General features: G+C 71.8%; 23 protein-coding genes and 1 riboswitch. Of the genes, 13 read left to right on the top strand and 10 right to left on the bottom strand.

What is annotated here, in order from left to right:
- Positions 1-213: 213 nt before the first annotated feature.
- Together cdgB and ACIP4Y_RS19800 are read left to right on the top strand one after the other, a co-directional pair.
- Positions 214-1,869 (top strand): diguanylate cyclase CdgB, encoded by a 1,656-nt coding sequence (gene cdgB, locus ACIP4Y_RS19805; RefSeq protein WP_358640395.1) that lies wholly within the window; start codon positions 214-216, stop codon positions 1,867-1,869.
- Between the two features lie 117 nt (positions 1,870-1,986).
- Positions 1,987-2,913, top strand: coding sequence for a CBM35 domain-containing protein (locus ACIP4Y_RS19800; RefSeq protein WP_401394919.1), 927 nt, complete (start codon positions 1,987-1,989; stop codon positions 2,911-2,913).
- 522 nt (positions 2,914-3,435) lie between these two features.
- Here ACIP4Y_RS19800 and ACIP4Y_RS19795 read toward each other — a convergent pair.
- The 3 genes from ACIP4Y_RS19795 to ACIP4Y_RS19785 form a co-directional block, all read right to left on the bottom strand.
- A complete protein-coding gene (locus ACIP4Y_RS19795) occupies positions 3,436-4,368 on the bottom strand; it encodes a 1-phosphofructokinase family hexose kinase (RefSeq protein ID WP_401394916.1) in 933 nt (310 codons plus the stop codon).
- 122 nt (positions 4,369-4,490) lie between these two features.
- Positions 4,491-5,642 (bottom strand): N-acetylglucosamine-6-phosphate deacetylase, encoded by a 1,152-nt coding sequence (nagA, locus tag ACIP4Y_RS19790; RefSeq protein WP_401394913.1) that lies wholly within the window; start codon positions 5,640-5,642, stop codon positions 4,491-4,493.
- The gene (locus ACIP4Y_RS19785) at positions 5,642-6,586 is read right to left on the bottom strand and encodes an ROK family protein (RefSeq protein ID WP_358640450.1); all 945 of its coding nucleotides are present in this window, start codon (positions 6,584-6,586) and stop codon (positions 5,642-5,644) included. The genes nagA and ACIP4Y_RS19785 overlap by 1 nt, the downstream gene beginning before the upstream one ends.
- Before the next feature lie 142 nt (positions 6,587-6,728).
- Here ACIP4Y_RS19785 and ACIP4Y_RS19780 point away from each other — a divergent pair, with 142 nt between their 5' ends.
- The 3 genes from ACIP4Y_RS19780 to otsB are packed head-to-tail and all read left to right on the top strand — an operon-like array spanning position 6,729 to position 9,129.
- Positions 6,729-7,982 carry an extracellular solute-binding protein gene (locus tag ACIP4Y_RS19780; RefSeq protein ID WP_401394910.1) on the top strand — a complete coding sequence of 418 codons (1,254 nt, stop codon included), beginning with the start codon at positions 6,729-6,731 and terminating at the stop codon, positions 7,980-7,982.
- A gap of 35 nt (positions 7,983-8,017) precedes the next feature.
- The gene (locus ACIP4Y_RS19775; protein WP_358640405.1) at positions 8,018-8,242 is read left to right on the top strand and encodes a DUF3263 domain-containing protein; all 225 of its coding nucleotides are present in this window, start codon (positions 8,018-8,020) and stop codon (positions 8,240-8,242) included.
- A 53-nt stretch (positions 8,243-8,295) separates the two neighbouring features.
- Positions 8,296-9,129, top strand: a complete 834-nt coding sequence (gene otsB / locus ACIP4Y_RS19770; protein WP_401394907.1) for a trehalose-phosphatase — start codon at positions 8,296-8,298, stop codon at positions 9,127-9,129.
- On the opposite strand, the gene ACIP4Y_RS19765 is transcribed toward otsB, so the two are convergent.
- The gene (locus ACIP4Y_RS19765; protein WP_401394905.1) at positions 9,117-10,556 is read right to left on the bottom strand and encodes a trehalose-6-phosphate synthase; all 1,440 of its coding nucleotides are present in this window, start codon (positions 10,554-10,556) and stop codon (positions 9,117-9,119) included. The genes otsB and ACIP4Y_RS19765 overlap by 13 nt on opposite strands.
- A gap of 85 nt (positions 10,557-10,641) precedes the next feature.
- Positions 10,642-11,586, bottom strand: coding sequence for a glucosyl-3-phosphoglycerate synthase (locus tag ACIP4Y_RS19760; protein WP_401394902.1), 945 nt, complete (start codon positions 11,584-11,586; stop codon positions 10,642-10,644).
- A gap of 155 nt (positions 11,587-11,741) precedes the next feature.
- Positions 11,742-11,883: riboswitch (SAM riboswitch) on the top strand.
- Positions 11,884-11,900: 17 nt separating this feature from the next.
- Here ACIP4Y_RS19760 and thrC point away from each other — a divergent pair.
- The 5 genes from thrC to ACIP4Y_RS19735 all read left to right on the top strand — a co-directional run bounded on the left by thrC (position 11,901) and on the right by ACIP4Y_RS19735 (position 17,398).
- Positions 11,901-13,187 (top strand): threonine synthase, encoded by a 1,287-nt coding sequence (thrC, locus tag ACIP4Y_RS19755; protein WP_401394899.1) that lies wholly within the window; start codon positions 11,901-11,903, stop codon positions 13,185-13,187.
- Positions 13,184-13,459: a ubiquitin-like small modifier protein 1 gene (locus ACIP4Y_RS19750; protein WP_208032903.1), complete on the top strand. Its 276-nt coding sequence runs from the start codon at positions 13,184-13,186 to the stop codon at positions 13,457-13,459. The genes thrC and ACIP4Y_RS19750 overlap by 4 nt, the downstream gene beginning before the upstream one ends.
- 452 nt (positions 13,460-13,911) lie before the next feature.
- A complete protein-coding gene (locus ACIP4Y_RS19745) occupies positions 13,912-14,115 on the top strand; it encodes a cold-shock protein (protein WP_004986573.1) in 204 nt (67 codons plus the stop codon).
- A gap of 298 nt (positions 14,116-14,413) precedes the next feature.
- Positions 14,414-16,036: a chaperonin GroEL gene (gene groL, locus ACIP4Y_RS19740; protein WP_358640420.1), complete on the top strand. Its 1,623-nt coding sequence runs from the start codon at positions 14,414-14,416 to the stop codon at positions 16,034-16,036.
- A 234-nt stretch (positions 16,037-16,270) separates the two neighbouring features.
- Positions 16,271-17,398 (top strand): NADH:flavin oxidoreductase, encoded by a 1,128-nt coding sequence (locus ACIP4Y_RS19735; protein ID WP_401394895.1) that lies wholly within the window; start codon positions 16,271-16,273, stop codon positions 17,396-17,398.
- Between the two features lie 27 nt (positions 17,399-17,425).
- On the opposite strand, the gene ACIP4Y_RS19730 is transcribed toward ACIP4Y_RS19735, so the two are convergent.
- The 3 genes from ACIP4Y_RS19730 to ACIP4Y_RS19720 are packed head-to-tail and all read right to left on the bottom strand — an operon-like array spanning position 17,426 to position 19,919.
- Positions 17,426-17,998 carry a hypothetical protein gene (locus tag ACIP4Y_RS19730; RefSeq protein WP_358640424.1) on the bottom strand — a complete coding sequence of 191 codons (573 nt, stop codon included), beginning with the start codon at positions 17,996-17,998 and terminating at the stop codon, positions 17,426-17,428.
- A 46-nt stretch (positions 17,999-18,044) separates the two neighbouring features.
- Positions 18,045-18,968, bottom strand: coding sequence for an N-acetylmuramic acid 6-phosphate etherase (gene murQ, locus ACIP4Y_RS19725; RefSeq protein WP_401394891.1), 924 nt, complete (start codon positions 18,966-18,968; stop codon positions 18,045-18,047).
- Positions 18,969-19,013: 45 nt separating this feature from the next.
- Complete coding sequence (locus tag ACIP4Y_RS19720) at positions 19,014-19,919, bottom strand: MurR/RpiR family transcriptional regulator (RefSeq protein ID WP_358640428.1); 906 nt, start codon at positions 19,917-19,919, stop codon at positions 19,014-19,016.
- 56 nt (positions 19,920-19,975) lie between these two features.
- Here ACIP4Y_RS19720 and ACIP4Y_RS19715 point away from each other — a divergent pair, with 56 nt between their 5' ends.
- Both ACIP4Y_RS19715 and ACIP4Y_RS19710 read left to right on the top strand, forming a co-directional pair.
- The gene (locus tag ACIP4Y_RS19715) at positions 19,976-20,359 is read left to right on the top strand and encodes a hypothetical protein (RefSeq protein WP_401394888.1); all 384 of its coding nucleotides are present in this window, start codon (positions 19,976-19,978) and stop codon (positions 20,357-20,359) included.
- A gap of 7 nt (positions 20,360-20,366) precedes the next feature.
- Entirely contained in the window at positions 20,367-20,642 is a 276-nt protein-coding gene (locus ACIP4Y_RS19710; RefSeq protein WP_358640432.1) for a DUF4031 domain-containing protein, read from the top strand.
- Here ACIP4Y_RS19710 and ACIP4Y_RS19705 read toward each other — a convergent pair.
- Both ACIP4Y_RS19705 and ACIP4Y_RS19700 read right to left on the bottom strand, forming a co-directional pair.
- Positions 20,627-21,715, bottom strand: coding sequence for a GNAT family N-acetyltransferase (locus ACIP4Y_RS19705; RefSeq protein WP_401395212.1), 1,089 nt, complete (start codon positions 21,713-21,715; stop codon positions 20,627-20,629). The two genes, ACIP4Y_RS19710 and ACIP4Y_RS19705, sit on opposite strands and share 16 nt — an antisense overlap.
- Positions 21,716-21,750: 35 nt before the next feature.
- Positions 21,751-22,395, bottom strand: coding sequence for a hypothetical protein (locus ACIP4Y_RS19700; RefSeq protein WP_401394885.1), 645 nt, complete (start codon positions 22,393-22,395; stop codon positions 21,751-21,753).
- Positions 22,396-22,446: 51 nt separating this feature from the next.
- Here ACIP4Y_RS19700 and ACIP4Y_RS19695 point away from each other — a divergent pair, with 51 nt between their 5' ends.
- Positions 22,447-23,115 (top strand): maleylpyruvate isomerase family mycothiol-dependent enzyme, encoded by a 669-nt coding sequence (locus tag ACIP4Y_RS19695; RefSeq protein WP_401394882.1) that lies wholly within the window; start codon positions 22,447-22,449, stop codon positions 23,113-23,115.
- The last annotated feature ends 38 nt before the right edge of the window (positions 23,116-23,153 follow it).

Below are 23,153 nucleotides of genomic sequence, written 5' to 3'. Positions count from 1 at the left end.
TCAGCCGTGCACTATGTGTGCACGTCCGCACGCCACGTGTTCAGGAATCGCACAGGCAAAACGCAGAAACTCCACTCAATTGTTCACGTTCTCCTGTGACTTGAGTCACAAGGGGCAGGAATTGTTGACCCTGTGTACCGAGTGGGCAGCGCGCTGTGATTCAGTGGCGGGACAACCCTTCATTCGCTGCGAGGCCTCGGGGGGAGGGAGAGCATGGAGACCGAGTCGGAGCCCTACGTCCGTCTTGCGTCCCTGCGACAGCTGCACCAGGTCATGGCCGACATGAACACGGCACGCAGCCTGGCGGACACTCTGCAGACGGTCGCCGACGGCGCCGTGCAGGCCCTCGGCTACGAGATGGCGGCCGTCAACCTGGTCCGCCAGGACGGCGATCTCGTGGTCGCCGCCTTCTCCGGCAACTCCGCCGCGGAGGCCCTGATCACCGGCCGGGTCGGCTCCCGCGAGTCCTGGGACCGCCGGCTGAACATGGGCGAACGCTGGGGCGACCTCGTCTTCATACCGCACACCGAGGGCTGGGTCCTCGACGACGACGACGTCCCCCAGTGGTACACCGAGGGGCCCGCCCCCCGCTTCGAGGACGAGTGGCACCCCTCCGACCGGCTCTTCGCGCCGATGTACACGCCCGGCGTGCAGGGCGGCAACTGCGGCGAGCTGCTCGGCGTCATATCCGTCGACCGGCCGCGCAACGGCCGCCGCCCCGGCGCCTGGGGCCGCGAGGCCCTCCAGATGTACGCCTTCCAGGCCGCCATCGCGATCAGCAACGCCCGCCTGCGCGCCAACATGCAGCGCGCCCTCGTCCGCCTGGAGCGCGAGCAGCAGGCCCTGCGCGCCAGCGAGGAATCCTTCCGGCAGGCCTTCGAGTACGCCCCCTCCGGCATGGCCATCGCCGAGATGGGCGGCGACCAGCACGGCCGCATCCTGCGCACCAACGACGCCCTGTGCCGGCTGCTCGGCCGCCCCGCCTCCGCGATGCGCCGCTACTCCTTCGCCGACCTCGTCCACCCCGAGGACGTCGGCACCCTGCTGCGCACCTCGGCGGAGGGCGGCCGCGCGGAACTGCGCCTGGGCCGCCGTGACGGCACGTACGTCTGGGTGTCCCTGCGCAACAGCGTCGTCGCGGACGCCGCCGACGGCCCCCGTTTCCTGCTCACCCACGTCGAGGACATAGAGGAGCGCAAGCGGCGCGAGCTGCAGCTCGCCCACCGCGCCTCCCACGACTCGCTGACCGGCCTGCCCAACTCCGCCGAGCTGCGCTCGCGCCTGTCGGCCCGGCTCTGTCAGCGCCCCGCGCACGCCGGCGCCCTCGACTCCCTGGACGCGGCCTACGGCCACCCCGCCTTCGACCTCCCCGCCGGCCACGGCTTCGACTTCGCGCCGGGCACGGACGGCTTCGACGCCTACGACCACCATGTGCACACCGTCGCCCCCGAGGAGGGCCGCGACGACGGCACCAAGGGCCTCGCGGTGCTCTTCTGCGACCTCGACGGCTTCAAGTCGATCAACGACCGGTTCGGGCACAACGCGGGCGACGCCGTCCTCATCGAGGTCGCCCGGCGGCTGAGCAACGGCGTCCGGGACGGCGACACGGTCGCCCGGCTCGGCGGCGACGAGTTCGTGATCCTCGCCGACGGCCTCGGCCGGGCCGACGCCCAGGACCTCGCCGTACGGCTGCGCAACGAGATCATCCAGCCGATCCGCGCCGAGGGCCGGGCGGTCCGGGTGGGCGCGAGCTTCGGCATCGGCTGGGCCCACTGCGGCATGACGGCGGACGAAGTGCTGAAGTCCGCTGACGAGCGGATGTACGTAGAGAAACGATCTCGTCCCAAACAGCACCGCCGTGCCGGATAATCCGCAGGTCAGCGAGGTGAAGCGGTCCGAGCCCCCCGTTTGGGCCAGGGAGAACGGGTAGGCTCGCCATTCCAACCCGTACCGCATCCGCCCGCACCTGTTGAGGAGTACCAAGGGATGACGCCCGGCGACAACGGCGCGAGCACGCCCGAGGACGACGACCCGTTCGGCTACCTGTACGCAGACGGCCAGGCCAGGGGAGCCCAGCCGCCGTCCGGCGGTTACGGCTACCCGAACTCGGTCAGCAGAGTGCGTACGGTCGGCGAGCGTTCCTACGGCGCACAGCAGCCGCCGCAGGCCGCATACGGCCAGGGCGTCCCCCAGCAGGGTGCCTACGGCCAGCCGAACGCCCACTACCAGGCCCCCGAGACGCTGCCCGGCGGCGCCCCGGCCGGCCGCCGGACCGCGCCGCCCGCGCCCGGCCGCCGCGGCCCCAACACCAAGGGCCTGCTGATCGGTGCGATCGCGGTGGTCGCCGCGGTCGTCATCGGCATCGGCATCGCGATGATCAACGGCAACACGGACGACGACAAGTCCGGCAACCAGGCCGGGACGACTCCGACCCAGTCCCAGACCAGCAGCCCGAGCCCCTCGGGCAGCGGCTCCGCGGCGCCGGGTGAGCTGCCGAAGTCCGACGCGAGCGCCCTCCAACTGGCAGGCGGCGCGACCAAGGCCACGGACGTACCGGGCGCGAAGGCGGCCGGCGGCACCTATGTGGGCGGCCTGAACACGGTGGGCGCCTCGGTGACCTGGACCGTGAACATCCCCGAGGAGGGCGCGTACACCCTCCTCGCGCGGTACAACAACCCTGGTGAGGACCAGTCGATGACCCTGACCGTCAATGGTCAGAAGTACGGCAGCGGCTTCAACTTCGCCAACTGGACGCACTTGTCCGACCCGGCGAAGGCGTGGACCGAGAGCTACGCCTACCCGACCCTGAACAGGGGCTCCAACACGCTCTCGCTCTCTTGCCAGCCCGGTGACAAGTGCGACGTCCTCTTGGACCAGCTCTGGCTGAAGAAGGGCAAGGTCGGCCGGGGCTGAGGGGCTGCTCCACCCCTGGCACGCAGCCATACGGCTTCAGCGGTGGCCGCCGGAAGAATGAGTGCCAACGGCCACCGGGGTGTCTTAACCTATGCGGCCCACGTCAACGCACATGGCGGCCACCCATCCGGTTTTCCGACCCCACCTCACCTTGAACCAGTCGTTGTCATGGGGACCGCCCGACCAGCAGGTGTACGAACCCCCGTTGTTCTCGCGAGTGCAGGGGGCATCATGGGTGGTGCACGGAACGTTCACGCTCGGATCGCTGATGACGGTGATCACCGATGCGGAAGTGCTCGGCTTGGTTCGAATGGTGAAGGAGTGTCCCTGCTTCATTGAGACACCTCCTTGCTCGGCTGATGCAGGAGTGCCCAGCGAGATTACGAGTCCCAGTGAGGCCACAGAAAGCGGTAAGAGTCGCTTGATGGTCGCCTGATTGAGCATGACTTCCCCCAGCGTGTTGTAGATCTTGGTCGCTGGCAGCCTACACTCGGCGAGCTGAGTGCTATGGGTGGTTTTGCGTCAAGTCAGGCTCCACTCCTCACCGGTTACCGACACCCGTCCCCGTAGCTCCTCGTACATGGAGGGGTCGAACTCGCCCGCCGCGGGCGCCCGTACCGTCGCCGCCGACAGGGCGACCGCGCGGGTGAGGCGGTCCGGCCAGGGCAGGTGCTCCACGAGCCCCGACAGCAGGCCGGCCACCGCCGAGTCGCCGGCGCCGGTGGGGTTGCCCAGCTCATGGACGGGTGGGACCGCGTGCCAGTGGCCCTCGGGGGTGGCGGCGAGGAGGCCGGCCGGGCCGAGGGAGGCGACGACCGCGTGGGCGCCGCGCCGGCGGGCGTCCTGGGTGGCGCGCAACGGCTCGTGCGAGCCGGTGAGTTCGGCCAGTTCGTCGGCGTTCGGCTTGATGATGTCCGGGCGGGCGGCGACCCCGCGGCGCAGCGGCTCACCGCTGGTGTCCAGCAGCACCGGGACGCCGGCCGTGCGGGCCGTGCGGACCAGGTTGGCGTACGCCCCCACCGGCACCCCCGGCGGCAGGCTGCCGCACAGCGCCACCGCCGAGGCGCCGGCCAGCAGTTCCTCGTACCGGTCCAGGAAGGCGCCCCACTCGCCCGGCGTGATCTGCGGGCCGGGCTCGTTCAGCTGGGTGGTGTCGCCGGTCAGCTCGTCCACGACTGCGATGGTGCGCCGGGTCGCTCCGGATATCGCCACCAGCGCGTCCACCGGTCCGGGCGCGCCCGCGAGCGCCTCCCGCAGCACCTGGCCGGTCGGTCCGCCCGCGAACCCCGTGAGCGTCACCGCGTGCCCGAGGGCGGCGAGCACCCGGGCCACGTTCACGCCCTTGCCGCCGGGCCGCTCGGCGACCTCGGAGACGCGGTGCGAGGCGTGCGGGCGCAGTGACCGTACGCGATAGGTGATGTCGAGAGCGGTGTTCAGCGTGACCGTGAGGATCACCCGGGCCGACCTCCCTCGAAGTCCATGCGCCTGTCTCGGTTTCCGGGGCCTCGATCATGCCAAAGAGACGGCGGCCGGCCCAGTGCGCGGGTCGGCCACCGCCTCCTGGACAGCGGTACGGATCAGGGCAGTTGGGGTGCTACCACCCATTCACCCTGCCGCATCACGCCCTTCAGTGCGAAGTCCGCGTCCAGCAGGACCAGGTCGGCGTCCTTGCCGGGCTCCAGGGAGCCGATGCGGTCGGAGAGGCCCAGCAGGCGGGCCGGGTTGGCGGACAGGGCGGTCACGGTGTCCTCCACCGACAGCTTGTCGACGGTCACCGCCCGCCGGAACGCGCGGTCCAGGGTGAGCGTGGAGCCCGCGATCGAACCGCCTTCCACCAGCCGGGCCACGCCCTCGCTCACCTCGACCTCCAGCGGGCCGAGCATGTAACGGCCGTCACCGGTGCCGGCCGCGTCCATCGCGTCGGTGATGAACGCCACCCGCTCCGCGCCCGCGTGACGGAACGCCAGCTCCAGCGCGGCCGGGTGCAGATGGACGCCGTCGTTGATCAGCTCGACCGTGACCCGCTCGTCCTCCAGCAGGGCGGCGATCGGGCCGGGCGCGCGGTGGTTCAGGGCGGGCATGGCGTTGAAGAGGTGGGTGGCGACCGTGGCGCCCGCGTCGATCGCCTCGGCCGTCTGCTCGTAGCTGGCGTCCGTGTGCCCGATCGCCGCGATGACGCCGTGCTCGGCGAGCAGCCGTACGGAGTCGAGGCCGCCCGGCAGTTCGGCGGCGAGGGTGACCATCCTGGCCTTGCCGCGGGCCGCGTCGATCAGCTTGCGGACCTCGGCCGGGTCCGGGTCGCGCAGCAGCCCCTCGGAGTGCGCGCCCTTGCGGCACGGGGAGATGAACGGCCCCTCGAAGTGGATGCCGGCGATCTCCCCCTGCTCGGCCAGCTCGCTCAGCAGGCCGGCCTGGCGGACCAGCAGGTCCATCTCGTCGGTGACGGTGGAGGCGACGAGGGTGGTGGTGCCGTGGGCGCGGTGCGTGCGGATGGCCGTGAGGATGTCGTCCGGCGTGCCGGAGAAGGAGGCTCCGCCTCCGCCGTGGTTGTGGATGTCCACGAAGCCGGGCACCAGCCAGTGGCCGGTGACGTCGACGACCTGGGAGCCGGCCGGTGCGGTCGCGGCGATGCGCTTGCCGTCCACGACCACTTGGCCGTTCTGCACCGTTCCGGTGGGGAGCACCACGTTCGCGCCGGTGAGCAGCAGGGTTTCCCGCTCGGTTGCCATCAGGTGCTTACCTCCGGAGTCGTTGAAGTGGCTGTCAGCAGGTCCTGCGCGAGCAGCCCCGCACCCAGGCAACCGGCCGTGTCACCCAGCGCCGCCGGGACGATCGTGGGCAGTTTCTGGAAGGTGACCCGTTGCCGGACGGCGTCCCGCAGGGGTCGGAACAACACTTCCCCCGCCTCGGCCAGCCCGCCACCGATGATCAGCGTGCGGGGGTCCAGCAGGGTGAGGGCGGTGACCAGTCCGTCGGAGAGTGCGTCGACCGCCTCCTGCCAGACCCGGACGGCGTTCGGGTCGCCGGACGCGACGGCCTTCGCGCAGTCCGCGGCGTCCGCGTCCGGGTCGCCGCAGGCCGCGGCCCAGGCCTCGGTGACGGCGGCGGCGGAGGCGTACCGCTCCAGACAGCCGCGCTGCCCGCACGGGCAGGGGGCTCCGCCGGGCCGTACGACGATGTGGCCGATCTCGCCCGCGAAGCCGTGCGCGCCGGACTCCACCCGCCCGTCGATGCCGATGGCGCCGGCGATCCCGGTGCCCAGCGGCACGAACAGGAACCGGTCCGCGCCGCGGCCCGCGCCGATCCGGCCCTCGGCGAGGCCGCCGGTGCGGACGTCGTGGCCGAGGGCGACGGGCACCCCGAGCCGCTCGGCGAGCAGGGCCCGCAGGGGTACGTCCCGCCAGCCGAGGTTGGCCGCGTAGACGGCGGTGCCGGTCTGCTCGTCGACGATGCCGGGGACCGCGACGCCGGCCGCGCCGGCGGGCTCGCCGTACCGCTCGACGCCGTGCGCGCGCAGCTCGGCGGCGAAGTCGAGGATGCCCGCGAGCACGGCTTCGGGGCCGCGCTCGCGGCCGGTGGCGCGGCGGGCGCGGTGGAGCAGCGCGCCGTCGTCGCCGACGAGGGCGGCCTTCATCCCGGTACCGCCCACGTCGAGGGCGATGACATGTCTCACCACGGGGACTAGTGTGACCCTCCCACCCGCGAGAGGTCTAGTCCACTCACGTGGTGTAGACCTTATGTGTCCATATGTTGAACGGTCAGACAGCAGGGTTGGGGCTTTGAGGGTGCGTCGGGTTACGGCAGGAACGATCGCGGTGGTGTCCGCACTGGGCATGACGGCGGTTCTCGGCGGCTGCGGGAGTACGGGCTCCTCCGACGTCACCCTCAGACTCGTCGCCGCCGACTACGGCGACTCCGCCGCCAACAGCTCCAAGAAGTACTGGGACGCCCTGGTCAAGGAGTACGAGAAGCAGCACTCCGGGGTGAAGATCGAGGTCAGCGTCTACTCCTGGAACGACGTCGACCGCAAGGTCAAGGAGATGGCCGACGCCGGCCACGCCCCCGACCTGGCCCAGATCGGCGCCTACGCCGACTACGCCGCCGCGGGCAAGCTCTACCCGGCCTCGGACCTGCTCTCCATCCGCACCCAGGCCGACTTCCTCTCCCAGCTCGCCGACGCCGGCGAGTGGAAGCACACGCAGTACGGCATCCCGTTCGCCGCGTCCACCCGCGTGCTCTTCTACAACAAGACCCTGTTCGCCAAGGCCAACCTCACGCCGCCCACCACCTGGGCCGAGCTGGCCGCCGACGCCAAGGCGCTCAAGGCGCAGGGCGTGAAGTACCCGTACGCGCTGCCGCTCGGGCCCGAGGAGGCCCAGGCCGAGACCATGCAGTGGCTGCTGAGCGGCGGCAACGGCGGCAGCGGCTACACCGACGACGTCGGCACCTACACCATCGACTCCGCCGCGAACGTCGACACCTTCACCTGGCTCAAGGACGAGCTGGTCGGCAAGGACCTGACCGGCCCGGTCGCGCCCGGCAAGCTCAACCGCGCGGACGCGTTCGCCGCGTTCGCCGACGGCCAGGTCGGGATGCTCAACGGGCACCCGACGCTGATCCAGCAGGCCGAGAAGAAGGGCGTGAAGTTCGGCATGGTGCCGATGCCGGGGCGCACCGGCAAGGCCAGGGCCTCCATGGGCGTCGCCGACTGGATGATGGCCTTCAAGCAGAACGGGCACGCCGACCAGATCGGCGACTTCCTCGACTTCGTCTACAGCGAGAAGAACGTCCTCGACTTCTCCCGGACGTACGGGCTGCTGCCGGTCACCGGGTCCGCCTCCAACACCATGGCGGCCTCGGACGCGCCCACCGACAAGGCCCTGCGCCCCTTCCTGGAGCAGCTGCCCACCTCCGAGCTGTACCCCGTGGGCAAGACCTCCTGGGCGACGGTCAGCGCGGCCGTGAAGCAGAACATCGGCCAGGCCGTCGCCCCCGGCGGCAGCCCCGCCGGCGTCCTGACCCGCCTGCAGTCCACGGCCACGGCGGCCGACAGCAGCAACGCGAACTGAGCCCGTTGTCCGTGCCCGCCGCTACCGTGGCGGGCATGGAACTGGGCACCCGAGAGAAAGCCATCCTCGCCCTGGAGCGCCGTGCCTTCCCCGGCCCCGGCGCGAAGGAGCGAGCGATACGCGAGGAACTCGACCTCTCCCCGGTCCGCTATTACCAGCTCCTCAACGCCCTGCTGGACGACGAGCGGGCCCTGGCCCACGACCCGGTCACGATCAACCGCCTGCGCCGGGTACGGGAGGCGCGCCGCGCGGAGCGCTGAGCCGGTGGGGGCCGCCCAGGCGTGAGGGGGCCCGGGCCGGATACTGTCGCGGTATGGATCCTCTGCCCACCCCGCAGACCCAGCCCGGCCGGGACGGCCTCGCCGCCCTGCTCGCGCAGCCCCGCACCGCGCTGATCGGCCTGGACTTCGACGGCACGCTGGCCCCCATCGTCGCCGACCCCGAGCAGGCCCGCGCCCACCCCGACGCCGTACCCGCCCTGGCCGCGCTCGCCCCGCAGGTGGCCTCCGTCGCCGTGATCACCGGCCGCCCGCCCGAGGTCGCGGTCCGCTACGGCGGCTTCGCCGGCGTCCCCGGCCTGGAGCACCTCACCGTCCTGGGCCACTACGGCGCCGAACGCTGGGACGCGGCCACCGGCACGGTCACCGCCCCGCCCCCGCACCCCGGCGTGGCCGCCGTCCGCACCGAGCTGCCCCGCCTGCTGGAGCGCGCCGGCGCCGGCGAGGGCACCTGGATCGAGGAGAAGGGCCGGGCCCTCGCGGTGCACACCCGCCGCGCCGCCGACCCGCAGGCCGCGTTCGAGTCCCTGCGCGGCCCCCTCGCCGACCTCGCCACCCGGCACGGCCTGATCGTCGAACCCGGCCGTCTGGTCCTGGAACTCCGCCCCCCGGGCATGGACAAGGGCGTGGCCCTCCTGGACCACGCCCGCGCCATCGGCGCCGGATGCGTCGTCTACGCCGGCGACGACCTCGGCGACCTCCCCGCCTTCGCCGCCGTCGACAAGCTCCGCACCGACGGCACGCCCGGCCTGCTGATCTGCAGCGGCAGCACCGAGGTCAGCGAACTGGCGGAACGCGCCGACCTGGTGGTGAACGGCCCGGAGGGAGTCGTGGACCTCCTCAGGACGCTCGCCGCTCAGCTCGGCTGACCGGTCAGCGCGCTCAGCTGGTCCAGGAACCACCGGGTCGGCGGCAGCGCGGTCGCGGCGGCGGCCAGCCGCTCCGAGCGTTCCGTCCGCTCCGCCTCCGGCAGGGTCAGCGCCTCGTGCAGGGCCCGGGCCGTGCCCGCGATGTCGTACGGGTTCACCACGAACGCGTCCTCGCCCAGCTCCTCGTACGCCCCGGCCTCGCGCGACAGCACCAGCGCGCAGCCGTGGTCGGAGACGACCGGGACCTCCTTGGCGACGAGGTTCATGCCGTCCCGGATGGGGTTCACGAGGGCCACGTCCGCCAGCCGGTACGCGGCCAGGGAGCGCGCGAAGTCGTCCTTCACGTGCAGCACGACGGGGGTCCAGCCCGCCGTGCCGTACCGCTCGTTGATCTCCTCCGCGACCCGCTGGACCTCGGCCGTGTACTCCCGGTACACGGCGAGGTCCTGCCGGGACGGGTAGGCGAACGCCACGTGGACGACCTTCTCCCGCCACTCGGGGTGGTCCTCCAGCAGCTGCTCGTACGCCAGCAGCCCGCGCACGATGTTCTTGGACAGCTCGGTGCGGTCCACCCGGACGATCGTCTTCCGGTCCGGTCCGATCTCCTCGCGCAGCGCCGCCATCCGCTCGTCCACGTCCGGCTCGTGCGCCCGCTTGCGCAGGAAGTCCGCGTCCGCGCCCAGTCCGTGCACCCCGATCCGGGTGCCGGACGGGATGCCGGGCCCGAGCACCGCGTGACAGCAGTCGGTGAACGCGTCCGCCCACCGCCGGGTGAGGAACGCCGCCCGGTCCGCGCCCAGGATGCCGCCGAGCAGCTCGGCCGCGATGTCGTCGGGAAGCAGCCGGAAGTAGTCCGGCGGCGCCCACGGGGTGTGCGAGAAGTGGCCGATGCGCAGGTCGGGACGGAGCTGGCGGAGCATGCGGGGGGCGAGGGCCAGGTGGTAGTCCTGGATCAGCACCGCCGCGCCCTCGGCCGCCTCCTCGGCCAGCGCCTCGGCGAACGCCCGGTTGTAGGCCTCGTACGACCCCCAGTGCCGCCGGAACTCGGCGCCGAAGACCGGCTCCAGCGGGGTCTGGTACAGCATGTGGTGGACGAACCAGAGCACCGAGTTGGCGATGTCGTTGTACGCCTCGGCGTGCACGCTCGCGTCGATGTCGAGCATCCGCACCCGCTGCCCGCCGGTCTCCTCGGCCGGCAGCAGCCCGCCGTCCGCGCGCCGCACGGCCGCCCGGTCGCCGTCGCCGAGCGCGGCGCACACCCACACCGAGCCCGCGTCCGAGCCGATGGCGGACAGTCCCGAGACCAGCCCGCCGCCGCCCCGTCTGGCGTGCAGCGAGCCGTCCTCGCCCACCTGGTAGGAGACCGGGCCGCGATTGGACGCGACCAGCACCTGAGCCTTTTCAGCAGCAGCACGCGTGGAAGCCATACGCCTCAACCTAGCCCGGCCCGGAAACGCTCAAACGTACGCTCCGCCCGGCGAGGGCCGGGGCGGGTGACCGTATACGCAGGGTTCACGCCACCTTCCGCTCGGCGTACTCCGCGATCTCCACCATGGGGGGCCGTTCCTCGGTGTCCACCGAGTAGGTGCGCGGCTCGAATCCGTCCTCGCCCCGTTCGAACTGCGTGAGCGAGGGCCGGACGAGGTGCCCGCGCGCGAGCCGCAGCTGAGCCGTGCGGTAGATCGCCGCCGCCATCCGGCCGAGGGCCTGCCCGTCCTGGTGCCGGTGCTTGCGCACCCCCAGGTCGACCTGGGCCAGTGCGTCCAGGCCGACCAGGTGCAGCGCGTCGACCAGCATGCCCAGCTCCACGCCGTAGCCCACGGGGAACGGCAGCTGCTCCAGCAGGGAGCGGCGGGCCGCGTACTCGCCGCCCAGCGGCTGCACGAACCCCGCCAGCTGCGGCCAGTGCATGTTCAGCAGCGGACGGGCCATGAGTTCGGTGACCCGGCCGCCCTGCCCGGAGGCGCCGGCGAGCGGGCGGTCGTACATGCCCTTGACCAGGTCGACGCCCGGTTCGGTGAGCAGCGGGCCGACGAGCCCGGTGACGAAGTCGGAGGAGAACTCCTTCAGATCCGCGTCGATGAAGCAGACGATGTCCCCGCCGGTCACCAGCAGCGAGCGCCACAGCACCTCGCCCTTGCCGGGGACGGCGGGGAGGCGGGGCAGGATGTCGTCGCGGTGGACGACCCGGGCGCCCGCGCGCGCTGCGACCTGGGAGGTGCGGTCGGTGGAGCCGGAGTCGACGACCACGACCTCGTCCACGAGCGGCACCTGTTCCACGAGGTCGTGCCGGATGACCGCGACGATGTCGCCGACCGTCTCCTCCTCGTTGAGCGCGGGCAGGACGACGCTGATCGTCCGGCCCGTGCGCTGCTTGGCGGCCAGGACCTGGTGCAGCGGTCGGTCGGCCACGGACCAGGAGCGGGTGCTCAGCCAGCGCTCGACTTCTTCCAGCACGGTCTGCGGCTCCTCACTGTCACGACCACACGTCACCGTGTGATCCATCTCGCGGTTCGGACGACTATCTCAACTGTCCTGGCCTTCGGTTACAGTCTTGAACAACGCCGGTGACCATCGCATGTCGGGGGTCACGAGCGTCCAAAACCGAATACCGCTCATCCAGAGGGGCAGAGGGACACGGCCCGATGAAGCCCCGGCAACCCTCCAGTCGGCTCTCGTCTCGTAGCGAGGCTCCCGGCTAGGGAAGGTGCCAAATCCGTCTCACGGCGAGATGCGTCGTGAGGAAGATGAGGAGAAAGGGCCTCGCCTCCATGGCTGTGCAGACAGTTGCCACCTCCAGCGAAACCACCGTCGACCTCGGCCCCGCCGCCGCCCTGAGCTGTCGCGAGTGCGGTCACCGCGTCCCGCTCGGTCCGGTCTTCGCCTGTGAGGAGTGCTTCGGCCCGCTCGAGATCGCCTACGACTTCTCCGCCTACGACACCGAGGACCTGCGTCGGCGGATCGAGGCCGGCCCCGCGAACATCTGGCGGTACGCGCCGCTGCTGCCCGTCCCGGCGGACGTCACCGGCAAGCCCAACCTCAACCCCGGCTGGACCAAGCTCGTCCAGGCCGACAACCTGGCGCGCGAGCTGGGCGTCGACGCCGGCAAGCTCTTCGTGAAGGACGACTCCGGGAACCCGACCCACTCCTTCAAGGACCGGGTCGTCGCCCAGGCCCTGGAGGCCGCCCGCGCCTTCGGCTTCACCACGCTCTCCTGCTCCTCCACCGGCAACCTGGCCGGCGCCGTCGGCGCCGCCGCCGCCCGGGCCGGCTTCCGCTCCTGCGTGTTCATCCCGCACGACCTGGAGCAGGGCAAGGTCGTCATGGCCGCGGTCTACGGCGGAGAGCTCGTCGGTATCGAGGGCAACTACGACGACGTGAACCGCTTCTGCTCGGAGCTGATCGGCGACCCGGCCGGCGAGGGCTGGGGCTTCGTCAACGTGAACCTGCGGCCGTACTACGCGGAGGGCTCCAAGACCCTGGCGTACGAGATCTGCGAGCAGCTCGGCTGGCGGCTGCCCGACCAGATCGTGGTTCCGATCGCCTCCGGCTCCCAGCTCACGAAGATCGACAAGGGCCTCCAGGAGCTGATCAAGTTGGGGCTGGTCGAGGACAAGCCGTACAAGATCTTCGGTGCACAGGCCGAGGGCTGCTCGCCGGTGTCCACCGCCTTCAAGGCCGGCCACGACGTGGTCCGCCCGCAGAAGCCGAACACCATCGCCAAGTCCCTGGCCATCGGCAACCCGGCGGACGGGCCGTACGTCCTGGACATCGCGCGCCGCACCGGCGGTGCCGTGGAGGACGTGACGGACGCGGAGGTCGTGGACTCGATCAAGCTGCTCGCCCGCACGGAGGGCATCTTCGCGGAGACCGCCGGCGGGGTGACCGTGGGTGTGACGCGGAAGCTGATCGAGAGCGGTCGGCTGGACCCGGCCCTCACGACCGTCGTGCTCAACACCGGTGACGGCCTCAAGACCCTGGACGCGGTGGCCGGGACCGGCCTCACCGCCACCATCCGCCCGACCCTGGACTCCTTCCGAGAGGCTGGCCTCGCATGAGCGTGACCGTTCGCATCCCCACCATCCTGCGCACCTACACCGGTGGGCAGGCCGAGGTCGCCGCCGAGGGCGCGACGCTCGGCGAGGTCATCGCCGATCTGGAGAAGAACCACACCGGGATCGCCGCCCGGGTCCTGGACGACCAGGGCAAGCTGCGCCGGTTCGTCAACGTGTACGTCAACGACGACGACGTCCGCTTCGAGCAGGGCCTGGACACGGCGACCCCCGACGGCGCCGGTGTCTCCATCATCCCGGCCGTGGCAGGCGGCTGACCGGCCCTTCGACAGGCCCGCACATTACCTTCGGTAACGGCGGTTACCGATTGTTCATCGGATTGCCCCCTCCGTAAGAGAAGCGGAGGGGGCAATTCTGTGTGATTGAGCGCGGTAGAGTTGGGGAACACGGCCCCGGTCTTCGGGTCGAAGGCCCTGGAATCATGCCGGGCGACCCGACAAGAAGTAGCCAAAGTGTGTGGGTTGTCTGTGGCTTTTGCGGCTTTTATGGGGCCCGACTTGCCCTGAATCCGGGCGAATTCTCACTATATTCCGGACCGTCCGCGTCCAGAATTCTCGTCCGATTGACCTGTTGCAGACGGCAGTTGGACAGATACATTCAGCCGCGGTCGACGCGTTCCGGCGCACGCCCCCGGCCAATGGGGGGCGAGGTCTGACCCGGGTCCGCGAAGTGTGGATCTGTGCAAGGGCCAGTAATAGGGGAGTTAGGCATGGCTCAGGGCACCGTCAAGTGGTTCAACGCGGAGAAGGGGTACGGCTTCATCGCGGTCGACGGTGGTGCGGACGTCTTCGTCCACTACAGCGCGATTCAGATGGACGGCTACCGCACCCTGGAAGAGGGCCAGCGGGTCGAGTTCGAGATCTCGCAGGGCCAGAAGGGCCCGCAGGCCGACATGGTTCGCGTCACCGCCTGAACGTTTCTTGTCCGAAGGGCCCGCACCTCCCAGGGGGTGCGGGCCCTTCGCCGTGCCCTGGTTCCGCTGTTCGCGTGCGGCTGACGGGGGCGCCGTACCGGTGCAGGCGCTTGCACTCGACCATGCCGAGTGCTAATCATTGCGTTAGCACTCTGAAGGTGAGAGTGACAGTGAAGGACCGGGTCGGTGAGGCCCGCAGGCTGGGTGGGGCAAGGAACCACGAGGCCGGCGAGCCGTCCGTCGCGGGCGCGGGCGCGGTCCGAAGGAATCACCCCCAGTCCTGGAGGGACCACTTCACATGGCCAAGATCATCGCGTTCGACGAGGAGGCGCGGCGCGGCCTCGAGCGCGGCATGAACCAGCTCGCGGACGCCGTGAAGGTGACGCTCGGCCCCAAGGGCCGCAACGTCGTCCTCGAGAAGAAGTGGGGCGCCCCCACGATCACCAACGATGGTGTCTCCATCGCCAAGGAGATCGAGCTCGAGGACCCGTACGAGAAGATCGGCGCCGAGCTGGTCAAGGAAGTCGCCAAGAAGACGGACGACGTCGCCGGTGACGGTACGACCACCGCGACCGTGCTCGCCCAGGCCCTGGTCAAGGAAGGCCTGCGCAACGTCGCCGCCGGTGCCAACCCGATGGCTCTGAAGCGCGGTATCGAGAAGGCCGTCGAGGCCGTCTCCGCCGCCCTGCTGGAGCAGGCGAAGGACGTCGAGACCAAGGAGCAGATCGCCTCCACCGCGTCCATCTCCGCCGCCGACACCCAGATCGGCGAGCTCATCGCCGAGGCCATGGACAAGGTCGGCAAGGAAGGCGTCATCACCGTCGAGGAGAGCAACACCTTCGGCCTGGAGCTCGAGCTCACCGAGGGCATGCGCTTCGACAAGGGCTACATCTCCGCCTACTTCGCGACCGACATGGAGCGCATGGAGGCGGTGCTCGAGGACCCGTACATCCTCATCGCCAACTCCAAGATCTCCTCGGTCAAGGACCTGCTCCCGCTGCTGGAGAAGGTCATGCAGTCGGGCAAGCCGCTGCTGATCATCGCCGAGGACGTCGAGGGCGAGGCCCTGTCGACCCTGGTCGTCAACAAGATCCGCGGCACCTTCAAGTCCGTCGCCGTCAAGGCCCCGGGCTTCGGCGACCGCCGCAAGGCCATGCTCGGCGACATCGCCATCCTCACCGGCGGCGAGGTCATCTCCGAGGAGGTCGGCCTCAAGCTGGAGAACGCGACCCTGGACCTCCTGGGCCGCGCCCGCAAGGTCGTCATCACCAAGGACGAGACCACCATCGTCGACGGTGCCGGTTCCTCCGACCAGGTCAACGGCCGGGTGAACCAGATCCGCGCCGAGATCGAGAACAGCGACTCCGACTACGACCGCGAGAAGCTCCAGGAGCGCCTGGCGAAGCTCGCGGGCGGCGTGGCCGTCATCAAGGCCGGTGCCGCCACCGAGGTCGAGCTCAAGGAGCGCAAGCACCGCATCGAGGACGCCGTCCGCAACGCGAAGGCCGCCGTCGAGGAGGGCATCGTCGCCGGTGGTGGCGTGGCCCTGCTGCAGGCCTCCCAGGTCTTCGAGAAGCTGGAGCTCGAGGGTGACGAGGCGACCGGCGCCAACGCCGTGCGCATCGCGCTCGAGGCCCCGCTGAAGCAGATCGCCGTCAACGCCGGCCTCGAGGGCGGTGTCGTGGTGGAGAAGGTGCGCAACCTGACCCCGGGCCACGGCCTGAACGCCGCGACCGGCGAGTACGTCGACCTGGTCGCCGAGGGCATCATCGACCCGGCGAAGGTGACCCGCTCTGCCCTGCAGAACGCCGCCTCCATCGCCGCGCTGTTCCTCACCACCGAGGCCGTCATCGCCGACAAGCCGGAGAAGGCCGCCGCGCCGGCCGGCGGCGGCATGCCGGGCGGTGACATGGACTTCTGATCGGCCTGAGGGTTGATCGACTGTCCTTGATCCGAGGGCGGTGCCCCCAGCTTCGGCTGGGGGCACCGCCCTCGGTCGTTCGCGGGGGCGGGGAGGGTGTCCGGTATCACGCGGGGAGTCGGGGGCCGGAGCGGAACACGGGCCGGCGGGCGGTGTTTACTTAAGGTGCTGCAACGATGCGTATGCACATACCAGCTGGTAACCCAGGCCCCCGCCTCACGAGGAGTCCCCCACGTGACCGACACGACCACCCCCGCCTCCCGCGCCGCCCGCGTCCTGTCCCGGCCGATCACGCTGAACGGCCTCACCGTGCCGAACCGGATCGTGATGGCGCCGATGACCCGCATGTTCTCCCCGGGCGGCATCCCCGGCGAGAACGTGCGCTCGTACTACGCCCGCCGTGCCGCCGCCGGTGTCGGCCTCATCGTCACCGAGGGCACCTACGTCGGCCACGAGTCGGCCGGCCAGAGCGACCGCGTCCCGCGGTTCCACGGCGAGGAGCAGCTGGCGGGCTGGGCCAAGGTCGCCGAGGACGTGCACGCGGCCGGCGGCCGGATCGTCCCGCAGCTGTGGCACATCGGCATGGTCCGCAAGCAGGGTGACGCCCCCTTCCCGGACGCCCCCGCCGTCGGCCCCTCCGGCCTGGAGACCGCCGGTGCCGAGCCCACCGGCAAGGCGATGACCCAGCAGGACGTGGACGACGTCATCGCCGCGTTCGCCGAGGCCGCTGCCGCCGCCGAGCGGATCGGCTTCGACGGCGTCGAGATCCACGGCGCCCACGGCTATCTCCTCGACCAGTTCCTGTGGGCCGGCACCAACCGCCGTACGGACGCCTACGGCGGCGACCTGGTGGCCCGTACCAAGTTCGCCGCCGAGATCGTCGCCGCCGTGCGGGAGGCGGTGTCGCCCGAGTTCCCGATCCTGTTCCGCTACTCGCAGTGGAAGCAGCAGGACTACACCGCCCGGCTCGCCGAGACCCCGGAGGAGCTGGAGGCCCTCCTCACCCCGCTCGCCGCGGCCGGTGTCGACGTCTTCCACGCCTCCACCCGCCGCTACTGGCTGCCCGAGTTCGACGGCTCCGACCTGAACCTGGCCGGCTGGACGAAGAAGCTCACCGGCAAGCCGGTCATCACCGTCGGCTCGGTCGGCCTCGACGGCGACTTCGTCAACGCGTTCCAGGGCGAGGGCTCCCCGGTCAAGGGCATCGACAACCTCCTGGACCGCCTGGAGTCCGACGAGTTCGACATGGTGGCCATCGGCCGCGCGCTGCTCCAGGACCCCGAGTGGGCGGCCAAGGTCCTCGCCGACCGCGTCGACGAGCTGGCGCCGTACGACGCGGCGGCCGTGAAGACCCTGAGCTGACCCGCCCTCAGCGGGTGCCCGGGGCCGTCAGAGATTGCCCATGGGCTCGATGTCGACCCGTATCGGCGTCCCCCACACCCGCAGCACCTCGTAGTCGGTGAACTCGTGCACGAGCCGGTAGGCCATCGCGGGCCGCGACCCGCGCCGCTGGGCCGCGAGATAGGCCTCCGCCTCGTGCCGGTCCCGCCTCGGTGTGCCGCAGAGCTGCCACTCCTGCCCGTTCCACAGCTCGGGCAGCCACCGCTGCTGCGGCTGCGGGCGGTCGCCGCGCACCCCGTACCGGGAGGGGGCGGTGCGGGCCGGCTCGCCCGGCCGGGGCCTGCTGCCCTGGAACTCCGACCGGCGGGCGGCCCGGCGCCGGGTCTCGCACAGCAGGCACAGGTCGGGCGCGCTCTCGTCCACCGGGCCCTGCGGGTGCTCGGGGCACCGGGTGGCGGGCGCGCCGGTGGCGACGGTGTCGTCCAGCAGGTCCAGGGCCCGCCGCAGATCGTCCCTGATCTCGTGCAGCCGGGCGTCCGGCGTGTCGCCGGTCAGGGCCTCCCCGTGCTCCCCGAGCAGCCGGAGAGCCCGTCCGAGGGCGGTGAGCTGGGCGTGATTCATATCGGTGGGTGCCTCCTCCCCTCCATGGTGCCTGGCCCGGCGCGGGTCAGCGGGGGGCGTCGGTCAGCGCGGCCCGCAGGTGGCCGCCGGACTCCTCCAGGAGGCGGGCGGCGGTCGGGCCGTCGACGCCGGCGAGCAGGACGAGGATCGCGTGCTTCACCTCGCCGCCGGTCTCGGTGAGGGCCTTCTCGATCTCGGCGTCGTCCGCGCCCGTGGCCAGGGAGACGATCCGGTGCGAGCGGGCGCGGAGCTTGTCGTTGGAGGCGCGCACGTCGACCATCAGGTTCCCGTACGTCTTGCCGAGCCGGATCATCGTGATCGTCGACAGCATGTTCAGCACCAGCTTCTGGGCCGTGCCCGCCTTCAGCCGGGTGGAGCCGGTGATCAGCTCCGGGCCCACGACGACTTCGATGCCGTGCTCGGCGGCAGCGGCCAGCGCGCTGTGCTCGTTGCAGGACAGGCCCACGGTCAGCGCGCCGAGCGCCCGGGCGTGCTCGACGGCCCCGACCGCGTAGGGCGTACGACCGGACGCGGAGACGCCGACCACGCTGTCGTCCGGGGTGAGCTTGAGCGCGTCCAGGTCCCGGCGGGCCAGCTCCCCGGAGTCCTCGGCGCCTTCCACGGAGGTGACCATGGCCGCGGGGCCGCCCGCGATCAGCCCGACGACCTGGTCGGGGTCGGTGCTGAAGGTGGGCGGGCACTCGGAGGCGTCCAGGACGCCCAGCCGGCCGGCGGTGCCCGCGCCGGCGTAGACGAGCCGTCCGCCGCGGCTCATGCGCTCGGCCACGGCGTCGATGGCGGCGGCGATCCGCGGCAACTGCCGGGCCACGGCGCCGGGTACGCCCGCGTCCTCGCCGTTCATCAGCCGGGCGATGTCGAGGGTGGGCAGCCGATCGATCTCGGCCAGCTCGGGCCGGAAGGCTTCCGTGGTCAGGGAAGCCAGCTGGGTGCGCAGGTCATGAGAGGTCATGGGGGGTGGCCTTCTCCAGTACGGGGACGTGCTTTTCCCTACGGTCTATCGCGAAGCGCTCCGGTGCCGGTGGGCCAGCGCCTCGTACGACGCGGCGAGCGCCGGCGCCGCGGTCTCGTACGTCCGCTGCGCCACCCCCACGAACAGGCAGTCCACCACCAGCAGCTGACTGGTCCGGGAGGACATCGCGGCGGGCCGCAGCTCGGTCTCCCGCGAGGTGGACGTGGTCAGCACGAGGTCGGCGTACTGGGTGACCGCGGAGTCGGGCCTTCCGGTGATGGCCACCGTCGTCGCCCCGTGCTCGAAGGCGACCCGGAGCGGCTCGATGACGTCCCCCGTGGACCCGGAGTGCGTGATCGCGATCGCCACGTCACCCGAACGGAGCTGCACGGCGTTGGTCACCGCGAGGTGCGGGTCGCTGTGCGCGTGGGCTATGAGCCCTATGCGCAGCAGCTTCTGGGTGAGGTCCTGGGCGACGAGCCCGGAGGCTCCTATGCCGTACACATCGGTGCGGCGGGCGCTCGCGAGCGCGGTGACGGCCGCGCCGAGCTGGGCGGTGTCGAGTCCGGCGGCGGTGTCGGCGAGGGTCTGCTGCTCCTCGTAGGCCAGCTTGGCGACGACGTCGGCGATGGGGTCGTCCACCGCGATGTCCGTGGTGATCGCGGGTGCGCGGCCGGACTGCTGCTGGGCGGCGAGTCCGGCGAGGGCGAGCCGCAGATCGCGGTAGCCCGGGTAGCCGAGCAGCCGGGCGGTGCGCACGACCGTCGCCTCGCTGGTGCCGGTGAGTTCGGCGAGGCCGGTGACCGTGAGGGCGGCGCAGCCGGCCGGGTCGCCGGCGACGGCCTCGGCGACGCGCTGCATGGACCGGGTCATGGACGGGGCGAGCGTGCGCACCTTGGCGGCGAGGGAGCCGACCGGACTGCCGAAACTTTCCTTCACGTCCTGGGTCACGCATGAAAGATATTTTCGGTTCGGTGTCGCGGTCAAGAGTGCGCACAATGGGGTGCATGGACCCCATCAGCCCCCTGGAGCAGGCGTTGCACGCGGCCCGCGCCCTGGTACTCGCGGACCTGGTCGCCAGGCAGGTCGCGGAGGCGGACGTCGTCTCCCTGGTGGAGGAGTCCATCGCCCAGCGGCGCTGGTGGGTCGAGCAGTGGCCGGACGGCGCGGCCTTCGTCGCCGGGCTGGTCGCCCAGGACGTGCAGGACGCGCTGCTGGAGCGGTACGGCCGCTGGCCGCTGTGCCCGGTGTGCGGTTCCGGCGACCCGCACGCGCTGGACGTGGAGCCGGAACTGGGCCCCGACCCGCACTGGGTGTGCCACAAGGCCGGCGTGAAGGTCGCCTCGGTGGGCTCCCTCGGCTCGGCCACCGGCGGGATGACGTCCTCGTGAGGCGCCGGTGACCGTCTACATCGACCCGCCCACCTGGCCCGGCCACGGGCGTCTGTGGTCGCACCTGGTGAGCGACGTGTCGTACGACGAACTGCACCTGTTCGCCGCCGGGTTGGGCGTGCCCCGGCGGGCCTTCGACGGCGACCACTACGACATCCCGTCCCACCGGTACGCGGACGTGGTGGCGGCGGGGGCGGTGGAAATCAGCAGCCGCGAGGTGGTGCGGCTGCTGAGGGCCGCCGGACTGCGCCGGCCCAAGGGCCTGGCTCAGCGGCGCAGGTAGAGCAGGAGCCCGGTGTCCGTGTCGTGGTCGTCCTGCGCGGTGCGCTCCTCCTCGACCGTGGCCCGGGTGAAGCCCGCGCGGGCCACCACGCGCTGGGAGGGCAGGTTGTCCGGTTCGACCGTGGCGATCACCGTGTCGACGTCGTCGCGGGCCAGGGCCCACTCGGTCAGGGCGCGCAGTGCCTCGGTCGCGTAGCCGTGGCCGCGGGCGCCGGTGACGAGGTCGTAGCCGATCTCCACCCGCTGCTCCTCGTCCGGGGCGCCGTGGAAGCCGATGCCGCCGACCGCCCGGCCGTCCTCGGGCCGTACGAGGGCGAAGACGCCGAACTCGGGGCGGTGCACGCCGGCTTCGTACGCCTTCACCAGGTACGTGCAGGCCTCCCGGGTGCCCTCGTACGGGCCGTCGTCCAGCCAGTCGAAGCCGCCGTTGCCGCCGAGGGCCAGATCGCGGGCGGCGGCCGGGCGGATGCCGGTGAGGGTGATGCGGTCGGAGGGGATGACCAGGTTGTTGTACCAGGTCCAGTCGGTGACCGGGGCGCGGCCGGGCAGCTCGCCGCGGCCGGTCGCCCACAGCAGGGTCGGCCAGGGCTCGGGGCCGGGCTGGATGTGCGGGAAGAGCCAGGTGAGGACGGATTCGGCGAGGTCGGCGGGGGGCTCGTAGGGGAGGCCGAGGCCGCGGGCGATGTCGTGGGTGTGCAGCAGGGCCTCGGCGACGCCCATCGCGGCGAAGCCCTCGCGGTCGGCGCCGCCGAAGGGGGCGGGGTGGAAGGCGCGCACGCCCGGCGGTGCGGTGCGGACCGCGGCGGCGAGCAGGGCGCCGGTCGCCTCGATCACCTGGAGCAGTCCGGCGTTGTCGGTGCCTTCGGGGAGGGTGATGTCCAGCGGGAGGCGGTGCTGGGCGCGGCCGGCGAGCCGGCTGGCGTAGGCGGCGAAGTCCTCGGCGATGTGGAACGCGGTGGTGCGGCAAGTCCACTCCATTCCGGCCGCGTTCACCGCCTCCCAGTCGCGGTCCGCCGCCGTGCGCAGAGCCGCCGTGCAGCTCGCGACGGCCGCCTCCACCTGGTCCCCGCTCATCGTCCGCATGCGGGCACAGTACGGCGGCGGTGCCCTCAGGTCGACAGCATTTCCAGCTCGCCCGTGAGGTTGTAGCGCGCGGTGGCCTCCCAGTGCTCCCGGCCGTAGGGGGTGCGGAACAGGCGGGGCAGGTCCAGCAGTTGGCGCAGGACCGCCGAACGGCCCTGGCGGAAGGCTTCGCTGGGCACGAAGTGGTACTCCTCGCGGACCTCGGCGGTGTAGGCGGCGTACGCCGACGGGGGCGCGGCCAGGACGGCGAGGTCGGCGTCGCACAGCACCTGGCCGTCGCGGTCGTCGTCGGCCGGGTCGTGGGTGACGGTGAGCCTCACCAGCCGGGCCACCTCGGCCGTCGTCGCGTCCGGCACCCCGGCCTCCGGCAGGGCGCGCTCGGCCAGCCGCGCGGACCGCTCCTCGTTCTCGGACCGCTCGGGGTGGTAGACGGCGTCGTGGAACCAGGCGGCCAGGCGGACCACGTCCGCGTCGGCCGCGTACTCCTCCAGGGTGTCGACGTGGTCGAGTACGGCGGTCAGGTGGGCCACCGTGTGGTACCGGCGCTGCGGCTCCTGCCAGCGGGCGAGGAGGTTGTCGGCGTAGGGGGCGGGGTCGGGGCCGCCGCCCGGGCCGCGGGCTGCTTCCAGGGCGCGGGCGAAGCGGAGGCGCAGGGCGTCGAGGTCGGCCATGCCCCCATTCTTCCGTGACGCCGGGACGGCGGGGCACCTAGCTTGGCTCCTATGACTGACATCGTGGATGTGCGTGACCCCGAACTGCCCGGGCGGCTGCTGGTCATGGAGCGGGATGCCCTCGTGCCGCTGCTGCGGTCCCGGCCGGACGCCGACTTCGCGCTGCCGACGGCCGCGTGTCCGGGGTGGACGGTGCGGGACGTGCTGGCGCACTGTTCCGCCGCGCTGATGCGGGTGGTGGAGAACCGTTTCGAGAAGGGGGTGTTCTCGCCGGAGTCGAACGACCGGGACATCGCCGAGCGGGCCGAGTGGACGAACGCGCAGGTCGTGGACGAGCTGGAGCGCGGGATGACCGAGGCCGGGCCGGTGATCGCCCGCTGGGACGGGCGTCTCGACGTGCTCGCCCTGGGGGAGTGGGTGCACGCCGGGGACGTGCGCGAGGTCTTCGGTGAGCCGGGGGCGTACGCGGGCGCGGGGCTGCCGGACGCGCTGACCCTGCTGGCGCGGGTCACCCGGGAGAAGGAGCACGTGCCGCTGCACGCCGACCTCGACGACGTGGACGAGCCGCTGCGGTTCGGTGCGCGGGTCGCGGACAGTCCGCCGGCCCGGTACATCGGCGACGCCGCCACGCTGGTCCGGCTGTACGCGGGGCGGCCGGTGACGGGGGCCGCCTACGAGCTGGCGGGGGCCGGTGAGGCGGAGCTGAACATCTTCGGCTGAGTGGGGCGCTGTGGCGCTCCGGTACCGGCGTACTCTTG

This window comes from Streptomyces sp. NPDC088810 (genome assembly GCF_044750305.1).
Taxonomy (GTDB): domain Bacteria; phylum Actinomycetota; class Actinomycetes; order Streptomycetales; family Streptomycetaceae; genus Streptomyces.
The sequence above is the reverse complement of the archived record's forward strand: the minus strand, read 5'-3'. Positions and strand labels throughout refer to the sequence as shown.